Origin of the sequence: Streptomyces sp. H39-S7, from assembly GCF_027158205.1 — a bacterium.
Taxonomy (GTDB): Bacteria; Actinomycetota; Actinomycetes; order Streptomycetales; family Streptomycetaceae; genus Actinacidiphila.
Window position 1 is genome coordinate 1411 of sequence record NZ_JAPVLU010000074.1, and the last position, 8731, is coordinate 10141.

Here is an 8731-nt window from a genome sequence, read left to right on the forward strand (position 1 = left end):
GCCGGAGTCACGCTGTTCGGCATCGGGTTCGGCATCGCGCAGAACGCCACGCTCACCTTGATGTACGCAAGGGTGCCCGCCTCCGGCTACGGCACCGTGAGCGCGCTGTGGAACGTCGCCTACGACGCCGGGATGGGGGCCGGCGCCGTCGGCTACGGCGCGATCGGCGCCCACACCGGGTACCCGGCAGCGTTCGCGCTGACCGCCGCGTTGATGCTGCTCGCTCTGTGGCCGGCGTGCCAGGACCGTCGAGCCTCCTGACTCGACCGCCGCTCGGCAGGAGTCCTCGCCGCCGGCCGCACGCAGGCGGCGGTGCCGGGCGCGCATTAGTGGTAGGTCACCCGGGTATGCCCGCTTCGCCACGGTCCTTCTCAGCTTGCGGTTCGTATCGCCGTCGGGGTCGATGAACCGGCGGCGGCCTTCCGCGGAGAGGGGCGCGTTGGCGTGGGTCATAGCTTGCCCACGAAGAAGACGGTGCTGGCGACTGCGAGGAGCAGGTAGCCGCCCGGAAAGGCGATGTTGTAGAAGACACGTGCGTGGACGTGAGCCAGGACCGCGCCGACAAAGAACGCGGTCAAGCCGACTCCTGCCGCCAGGCCCAGCCAGTGGACCCCGAGAAGTCCCATGAGAAGGCCGACCGCGCCCGCGAGTTTGATGGTCGCCAGGTACGGCACGGCAGCTGGGGGGAGTCGAACCTCTGCGGAGTTCGCCAGCACGAACGGTGCCCGAGCGTAGTCCGCGATCGCAATGAACGCGTTCGCGACGATGCACACAACAGTGGCGATGACCAGTACGGAGCTCATGAGTGGTACGACCCCACGACGGTGAACGGCTCGGGTGGAACCGGCGCTCCCACGGCTCGGCTGATCAGCTCTCGCAGCTGAGCGGCTTGCGGCAGTCCCACCAGCGGATTCTCTGCCGCCTCCTCCATCCCGAGGGCCAGGATGAAGTCCGGCCCCGACTCACTGGAGTACGCCGTGTAGACCACGCCCTGGGGTGATGCGGCGTGAAGGGCGGCGAAGACCTTCACGAGTTGCGACCGGGCCTCGGCAGCTGTGCCGCTGTCGGTGCGGAACCGCACCATCTGTAGGCTCATGACGTTGTCATCTCCTCGGGAAGCGAACGGGAATGGGTTCAACCAACCGTCCTGACGTCCGCCGGCCCGGAAAGGTGACAGGTGGCACCCATGCCGATCACGGTCGAAGAATTCGAGACCGCGCGACCGCATCTGCTGTCGGCTGCCCACCGCATGCTCGGCTCGGCTCATGACGCCCAAGATGCCGTCCAAACGGCATGGTTGCGGGCCATGACTGCCCGATCCTCACCAGCCATCGACAACCCGTCAGCGTGGCTCACGACTGTCACCGCCAGAGTCTGCTTGGACGAGCTGCGTGCCCGGCGCCGTCGCAACGAGGCGCCGCTGCTAGCGGACGCCATCCCGGCCGCGGAACTGGCCGCGGACGAAGCGATCCTCCGCACAGAGGACGTTTCCCGGGCGCTCATCGTCTTGTTGAACCAGTTGACCCCGTCTCAACGGGTCGCGTACGTCCTGCATGACCTGTTCTCCGTGCCATTCGACCAGATCGCGCACGTGCTGGGCGGGACAGTATCCAGTGCCAAGAAACATGCCAGCAGGGCCCGACAACGCCTCGACGGCGCTCAGCACGCCTCGGAGCAGGACAGCCGCCCGGACCAGCAGATCGTCGAAGCCTTCCTGACAGCAGCCCGAACCGGGGATACGCGCACGATGATCCAGCTGCTCGCGCCCGACAGTGTCCGCGACGCAGACGCAGCACTCCTGCCTCGCGGAGCCCGCACCGCCGTCATCGGTGCAGTCGACATCGCCTCCGAGACCGCGCACTTCCGTCATCGTATGGAGATGGCTTGCAGACTCACCGTCAACACCAAACCGTTGTACCTCATCGCCCCAGGAGGACATCCCCTCGCCACGATCGAGATCAGCACGGCCAACCAGAAGGTCACAAGAATCACGCTGCGACTGGCCCGAGCCGACGACCATTTCGCGGCCGCCCTACCGCAAGCAACCGCCTGACCCGCAACAGCTGGTGGACATCGGCTGCGAATACGCCGCATCTCAACCTGCGGGCCCATCCGACCCAAGGCCGTACCCCCTGCCGCGTGGCGGAACGGTCAGCGAGACCGGCAGCGCCACTGCCCCCACGCCGCAGCGGCGCCGGGGCGTGGGGCAGCGGGCGGCCGGTGGGTCAGCCGCCGATTGTGGAGTCCTGTGCGGCGGCGATGATCGCCGTCGCGTCCTCCGGCAGCAGGAATCCGGCGTTGACGGACCTCTGCGCGGCTGTGCGCACCTTGGCCACGTAGTCGGCGTGGGTCGGGTAGAGCCGGCTGAGCACCGGTTCTGTGGTGGCCGGGAAGGACGGGTCGGACGGGTCGCCGTCGTCGTGCCGGTCCCAGGCGTCGGCGTCGCCGTTCCACGGGTCGCGGGCGCCGTACAGGCCGCAGAACACTCCGCTGCCGGTGGTGTCCCGCGAACCGGTGAGCGTACGGGTGGGCACCGTGACGTCCGGCAGGCGGACACCGCCGGTGGCCAGGCCGGTGGCCGTGTCACGCAGGACAGTGCTCAACGGCTGACCGCTCGGCGGCCGCGCACCGCCCCGCGCCCAGACGGCCAGGTGGTGCAGCGCCGCGTTCATCGCCCAGTGGCCGGGCCCGTCGTTGAAGGGAGCCGAGCCGGCGGCGCAGTCGGGCGACGGGGCGGCCGAGCCCGCCGACTTCTGCACGGTCGCATTGCCGAGGTCGAACGCCCACTGGTCGCCGTGTGCGGTGCCGGCCAGCTCCCAGTGCACGACACTGCTGGTGTCCGGCTGCCGTGCGCTCGCGGCGCCCGGCACGTCGGTCTCGGTGAGGACGACGAACGTCGGCGCCGACAGATCGCTCCTGATCCGGGACGGGTTCGGCATCAGGAGAGTGTCGGCGAGGACACCGCTGATCGGCGCGCCGATCGCGCTGTTGCTGTGCACCAGGAAGCCGTCGTAGACCTTCGACACCGGTTGGACGGCGTTGACGTACGTCGTCATGAAGCCCGCCGACTGCGACTCGCCGTCGGCGAGCAGCGCTTGGACCGGGAGGCCGCCGAGCGGGTCCGCTCCGTGCGGGGTGCGCAGCGCCTGGCCCGCCTGGGAGAAGATGTCATAGGCGAAGGCGTCACCGGGGTGGACCAGGCTTCCGTACCGGGCCGGGTCCCAGCCTTTCAGGCCTTTGATCTCGCCCAGCCCGCCGTTGACCCCGACGGCCTGCGCCGAGACGCCGACCCAGGCGTAGCCCTTGCGGAGCAGCTCGTCCCGCTCGAACCAGTAGTCCGGGGAGAGGTCGAGCTGGCCGCTGACGTTGAGCCACTCCACGACCACCGTGCCGTTGAACCGCGCCGGATCGGCGGGGCGGCGTACCAGCAGGCGGCTGGTGTAGGCGGCGGTGCCGGACGCGCGGACGTTCCACCGGCCGTCCGAGGTCCACAGGCCGGACTTGGCGTACGACGTGGCGGTGCCCGAGAAGAAGTACTCGCTCTCGGTGTAGCCGAACGAGCCGAGGTCCTCCGCCGCGGCGAGGAACGGGAAACCGTGACTGCCGGCGGGCGGGATGGTGACCGTCGGGCTCGCGGCCGTGGAGGGGGAGGCCGCGGCCGGGGCGACCAGCGGGGTGGCGAGGAGAGCCCCGCACAGCACCGCCCCCAGCGCGGTGGCGGTGACGGACCGCCGGGATAACCGAGCAAGCATGCGCACCAGTTGCCTCCGTGAATGCGTGTCCCAATGGGTTGCAACCGCAGTCTCGACGGACCGTCGCGGGCCGGCATCGGCGAATCCACCGGTGTTCGGTCCCAGGAGCGGTGACCGGTACCAGGAGGAGCCGGGGCGCGCTGTGAGGGTGACAGTCCGTTCCGCGCGTGCGCGTCCGCCGCCGACCGGGTGGCCGCCGGTGTCGGTCCGGGCCCGGGGGCGTCCGATGGCGATGAGCCCGGCAGACACCTTGGGCTCTAGGCTCGGTCCATGAGCAGAATCGACCGTGCCAACCGGGTGATCGCGGCACCGCCGGCCGCTGTCTACGGCGCCCTTCTCGACCGTCAGTCGCTGGAGGCATGGCTGCCCCCGGCGGGTATGCGCGGGCGGATCGAGCGGTGGGATCCTCGACCGGGCGGCGGGTTCCGGATGATCCTCACCTACCTCGACCCCACCGCCAGCCCCGGCAAGACCTCTGATGCGACGGATGTCGTCGACGTCGAGTTCGCCGAACTCACCCCGGCGCGACGTGTGGTGCAGCGAGCGGTGTTCACGGCTGACGACCCGTCGTACGCGGGCACCATGACGATGACATGGCACCTGGCCGCCGCCGGGGATGGAACCGAGGTGACCGTCACCGCCACGGACGTGCCACCCGGCATCGGCCAAGCGGCCCACGAGTCGGGAATCGCCTCCTCGCTGGCCAACCTGGCCTCCTATGTTGAAGCGGGCAGCTGACGCACATCGGGCTGAGGCGTACGGGTGAAGCGCCGCGATGTGGGTCGGCGCGGGTCGGCAACTGTCGGAGCTGGCGGCTGCCGGCCTCGGGCACCCGCCCCTGACGCAGCAGAGCCCCCGGCCGGTATGGTCCACCGGCCGGGAGCCCTTGAAGTTGCGGCGCGGCGCGTCAGGCGCAGTTGGACGGGGGGCGACGGCCCGCGAAGCGGTCCGCGATCCAGCCCAGGTACTGCGACATGGCGACGTTGGGGATCGTCTGGTGCGTCGCCCCCTGGTACTTCGTGTACTCGACCGGCTTGTTGAAGCGGCAGGCCCGCTTGACGTACTCGTCCGTCGAGTTCGGGTTGATGACGGTGTCCGCCGTCCCCTGCATCACCAGGATCGGCGCCACCGAGGCGACCAGGCCCGCGGTGTTCTCGCGGAAGCGCTGGTGCCAGACCTCCGGCACCACCGACAGCGGCTGGAACAGGGTGTCGAGCTGGCCGACGTTGCCCACATTGTTCTGGATCACGTCCGCGAAGTGCTCGATGCACGCCACCCCGTCACCGCGCAGTGCCTGCAGACCGGCCGGTTGCAGCACGTCCGTGGCCTGCAGTTCGGGGTAGGCCGCGAGGAAGCCCCGGTAGACGTTGGTGCGCAGCGCCGCGTTGTGGGAGGCCGAGGTGGCATCGGTCGGGCCGGGTAGCACCAGGCCCCGGAAGTCCGGTCCCAGGTTGGCCGCGGGCGCCAGGGCCGCGATACCGACCAGGTGGGTCTCCGGAGTGTACGCGCGGTAGTTCTGGGCGATGAACGCCGCCGCGCCGCCGCCCTGCGACCAGCCGAGGACGGCCGCCTTGCGGTTCGCGTGGGTGTCGACGATCTGGCGGGCCGCCCGGACCGAGTCCAGGACGTTGTTCGTCTCCGTCCCTGCGACGGTGTACTCGTGCACGCCGGCGGTGCCCAGGCCCTGGTAGTCGGTGCCGACCACGACGTCACCGGAGCCGAGGAACTGCGTCAGCGCCGGCACGCCGACGTCGATGCCCCAGGGGCTGTCGTAGGTGTAGTACCCCACCAGATCGGTGGCCGGGTTCGGCACCGCGGAGGGCGCGCACTGCCGCGGGCCGCCCACGGTCCCGTGGGCCCAGGCCACGACGTTGCGCCCGCTGCGCGGGGCCGGGGCGTCGGGCCAGGCCACGATGCCCGAGACGGCGACCGGGTACCGCTCTGGAGGGTCGAGAGATAGAGGATCCGGCAGGCCCGCGCACCGTTGGGGGCGTCCACACGGTGGGCCCAGATCAGGTCGCCGTGGTCGCCTTCGGGTAGGGGCGACGGCGGGTCGTAGAAGCTCTCGCCCTGCGGGCCGATCGGTACGCCCGGGGCGCACAGCCCCTTGCCTCCCTTGCCGCCGTCCGGGTTCGTGGTCGCGGTGGCAGCGGTGCCACAGCTCAGCGCGAGGAGCACGGCCACCCAGGCCGCGGTCATCGCTGAAAACTGCCGTCTCATTCTCCAGTCCTTTCGCTCGGTGCCGGACGAGAGAATAGGGAGAAAAAGACGTAATGTCACCAACCGGTAGTATTTATACTATTTGTGTCGCTTCGGCCCTTGGTCAGCGCCGCAGCAGGCGGCTGGCGGGGCGGCGGGAGTGGCCAGGGGACGCTTCGCGGGTCGGGTCTCTGCGACCCTGCACCATGGATTCCGCGATTTCGGGGACGAGGAATCGAACTCGAACAGGCATGTGATCAGGGCCCATGTCGGTCATCGCCGGGTTAGGCACTGCGGGCCGGGGCACAAGCCTGGACAGACAGGACAGGGCAAGGACGATCCAGATCGGGGTGGACTTGATGGACACGATGAGGGCCGACGTCGCACCCCTGCGCTCCACGACTTCCATCGCCGGCGCACGCGACCGCACCCGGGATTTCCTGAAGGGGCTCGCAGATGATCTCGGACAGCCGGCGATCGCGGCCGAGGCCGCGGACTCCGTGGTCCTGGTCGTCTCGGAACTCGTCACCAACGCCGTGCGTCACGGCGGCGGAAGCTACGCCCTGGAGCTGACCGCCCACGCGGACACCATCGAGGTGGCCGTTCACGACCGCAGTCCGCGGACCCCGCGCTTGCGCACCCCCGACCTGAAGGGCGGCACCGGAGGATTCGGCTGGCCCATGGTCAATCGACTCGCCCACACCACCACCGTGACCCGCCAGGCCGGCGGCAAGACCATCTCCGCCCTCATGGCCCGGAACTTGGTCCCCGGATGACGTGAGCGAGCGAACGTTCCCCCCTGCTCCCGCTTCCCGCATCGGGTGATGATCGGCGGGCGCGACCGGGATGTCAGCCATGACCAGAACCGAGACCCTGCCTGGTCAAACGCAACAAGATCTATCGATGTCATGGGCAGAACCCTGGACGTCGGCACCGACAGGACCGGCTGCCGAGGCTGCTTCACCAGCCGGCTTGGCACGCCTCCGGCTCCGGCTCCAGCTGATTGAGTTCCACGGATTCCTGCGGGCGTGTGGTCACGAGGCGACAGGTTTGTAGACGAATCCGCTCAATGGTGAGAGGACCTTCCAGCCGAGCGCTTCATAGAGCCCCCGGCCCTGGACGGTCGCGCCCAGATTTCGATGGCCGCGTTGGTGAGTGTGTCCATCACCACCGTCCCGGGGCCAAGGCGCTGATGAGCCGGTTCGGTGACGATCTGGTCGAAGACACAGGCGCTATCGGTGAGACCGGCCTGGCCACACGCGGCGAGTTCCCCGTCGGCGCACAGGATGCGCACGTGGGTGACGCCGTCGGCGGTCTCGACGGCGGCGGTGACGGTGGGCTCCCATTCGGAGGAGAACCAGGAACCCATGTCACCCGGCGGAAGCAATTCTTTGATGCACGTGGTGGGCTCGGTGATGCTGCCGATGAGCCTGCCGGCGATGTCGGCGTCAGTGTCGAGCAGGACGTGACGGACCGTCTGAGTCGGCTGTCCGATATCGATCCGCAGCCCAGGGCACGTCCACCGGCGGGGGTGGTGTTCCAGGCCCGTTGTGTGAAGGCTGACTTGGACTCCCTCGCTACCGCACTGTACGTGGAGACCGATGACCTGCTGAAGGCTTCGCCGCGCTGGGCACCGCGGCGGCCGAGGTGGGGATCGCCCTCCGGGTGTCGGATGCCGAGTCGGCAACCCTGAAGGTGATGCAGGCGCTGCTCGGTTCCCCTCCGAGGCCCGGTCGCTACGGGATGCGGGTTTCCACCTGCGGCACCGATTCCCCGATCTGCCTGAGCAGTCCGGCTGCAACGAGCGGCTGCGCCGGGTGCCCGCGATCTTGCCCTTGACGAGCTGGAGTCCCCTCCGGCAGCCGAGGCTGTCCGGAGGGGCCTGGTCAGAGGCGGCAGCTGATTTCGAGGCCGTCGTCAACGGGGAAGGTGACGCTGTGGTAGCCGTTGGCCGTGTCGCGGACGTAGTCGAGGTACGGGCCGAGGCTGGGCAGCACCACGTCGTCGGCGACGACCAGGGTGCCGGGGGCGATGTGTGGCTCGAGGAGCTCGAGGACGGGCAGGCAGAGGTCCTTCCACCCGTCCAGGAACAAGAAGTCGACCGGCTCCCGCAGTGCGGCGAGCGTCTGCAGGGCATCCCCTTCCAGCACCGTGATCACATCGTCGAGGCCGGTGGCGGCGAAGGTGGTTCGGGCGGAAGCCGCCTTGGTCCGGCTCATCTCCGTAGTGATGACCTGACCTGTGCCGTTGTCGCGCACAGCGGCGGCCAGGTGCAGGGTGGAGATGCCGTATGAGGTGCCGAACTCGACGACGCAGGTCGGCTTGGTGGCGCGGATGAGGTTGTAGAGGAGTTTCCCGCCGTCGGCGGAGATCGGCATGTAGATCTCCTGCGATGCGTCGGCGAGTTCCTGTGCCGTCAGCGACCCCCGGCGGTCGGGCTGGATGCTCCGCGAACGTGCCGCGGTCTCATCGTCACGGGCGGCGGCTGCGAACATGCGGGTCAGGGCGGCGCAGACACGTGGTTCTGCGAGGGTGTATGGATGAGCGGGCACGGCGCTGGCTCCTTCGGGTCAGGTCAACAGGATGGGGGCACGGGAGGACGGCCCTGACGGCCGTCCTCCCATGCTTCGTCGGACCGTCCGTCAGACCGCGTAGGCGCCTGCGTCGATGTCCGCGAGCAGGGACGGCCCGGTGGGCTCCCAGGACAGAAGCTGCCTGGTCGCGTTGTTGGACGCGGTCATGGTGGAGGCGAAGAAGCTGCCGACGAAGCCGAAATGGGC

9 protein-coding genes and 3 pseudogenes are annotated in these 8731 nt (G+C 69.3%); 5 read left to right on the forward strand and 7 right to left on the reverse strand.

Features of this window, described 5'->3' with window-relative positions:
* Positions 1–261 (forward strand): annotated as a pseudogene (locus O3X23_RS39760) (MFS transporter); the annotation flags it as partial.
* 188 nt (positions 262–449) lie between these two features.
* On the opposite strand, the gene O3X23_RS39765 reads toward O3X23_RS39760, so the two are convergent.
* Together O3X23_RS39765 and O3X23_RS39770 are read right to left on the reverse strand one after the other, a co-directional pair.
* Positions 450–803, reverse strand: coding sequence for a DoxX family protein (locus O3X23_RS39765; protein WP_269278818.1), 354 nt, complete (start codon positions 801–803; stop codon positions 450–452).
* Positions 800–1096, reverse strand: a complete 297-nt coding sequence (locus O3X23_RS39770; protein WP_269278820.1) for a hypothetical protein — start codon at positions 1094–1096, stop codon at positions 800–802. The genes O3X23_RS39765 and O3X23_RS39770 overlap by 4 nt, the downstream gene beginning before the upstream one ends.
* A 90-nt stretch (positions 1097–1186) precedes the next feature.
* Between O3X23_RS39770 and O3X23_RS39775 the strand changes: the two genes are divergently transcribed.
* The gene (locus O3X23_RS39775) at positions 1187–2053 is read left to right on the forward strand and encodes a sigma-70 family RNA polymerase sigma factor (RefSeq protein WP_269278823.1); all 867 of its coding nucleotides are present in this window, start codon (positions 1187–1189) and stop codon (positions 2051–2053) included.
* Between the two features lie 172 nt (positions 2054–2225).
* Here the strand turns inward: O3X23_RS39775 and O3X23_RS39780 are convergent, their stop codons facing one another.
* Complete coding sequence (locus tag O3X23_RS39780) at positions 2226–3752, reverse strand: alpha/beta hydrolase domain-containing protein (protein WP_269278890.1); 1527 nt, start codon at positions 3750–3752, stop codon at positions 2226–2228.
* Positions 3753–4022: 270 nt separating this feature from the next.
* Between O3X23_RS39780 and O3X23_RS39785 the strand changes: the two genes are divergently transcribed.
* Positions 4023–4490, forward strand: a complete 468-nt coding sequence (locus tag O3X23_RS39785; RefSeq protein ID WP_269278825.1) for an SRPBCC family protein — start codon at positions 4023–4025, stop codon at positions 4488–4490.
* A 169-nt stretch (positions 4491–4659) separates the two neighbouring features.
* On the opposite strand, the gene O3X23_RS39790 is transcribed toward O3X23_RS39785, so the two are convergent.
* Positions 4660–5664 (reverse strand): lipase family protein, encoded by a 1005-nt coding sequence (locus O3X23_RS39790; RefSeq protein ID WP_269278827.1) that lies wholly within the window; start codon positions 5662–5664, stop codon positions 4660–4662.
* 646 nt (positions 5665–6310) lie between these two features.
* Between O3X23_RS39790 and O3X23_RS39795 the strand changes: the two genes are divergently transcribed.
* A complete protein-coding gene (locus tag O3X23_RS39795) occupies positions 6311–6727 on the forward strand; it encodes an ATP-binding protein (protein WP_269278830.1) in 417 nt (138 codons plus the stop codon).
* A gap of 290 nt (positions 6728–7017) precedes the next feature.
* Here O3X23_RS39795 and O3X23_RS39800 read toward each other — a convergent pair whose 3' ends face one another.
* Positions 7018–7320, reverse strand: coding sequence for a hypothetical protein (locus O3X23_RS39800; RefSeq protein ID WP_269278834.1), 303 nt, complete (start codon positions 7318–7320; stop codon positions 7018–7020).
* A 183-nt stretch (positions 7321–7503) separates the two neighbouring features.
* On the opposite strand from O3X23_RS39800, the pseudogene O3X23_RS44380 reads away from it, so the two are divergent.
* Positions 7504–7783: pseudogene (locus O3X23_RS44380) on the forward strand (IS982 family transposase); the annotation flags it as partial.
* 54 nt (positions 7784–7837) lie between these two features.
* On the opposite strand, the gene O3X23_RS39805 reads toward O3X23_RS44380, so the two are convergent.
* Together O3X23_RS39805 and O3X23_RS39810 are read right to left on the reverse strand one after the other, a co-directional pair.
* Entirely contained in the window at positions 7838–8503 is a 666-nt protein-coding gene (locus O3X23_RS39805) for an O-methyltransferase (RefSeq protein WP_269278837.1), read from the reverse strand.
* A gap of 90 nt (positions 8504–8593) precedes the next feature.
* Positions 8594–8731 (reverse strand): annotated as a pseudogene (locus O3X23_RS39810) (3-beta hydroxysteroid dehydrogenase); the annotation flags it as partial.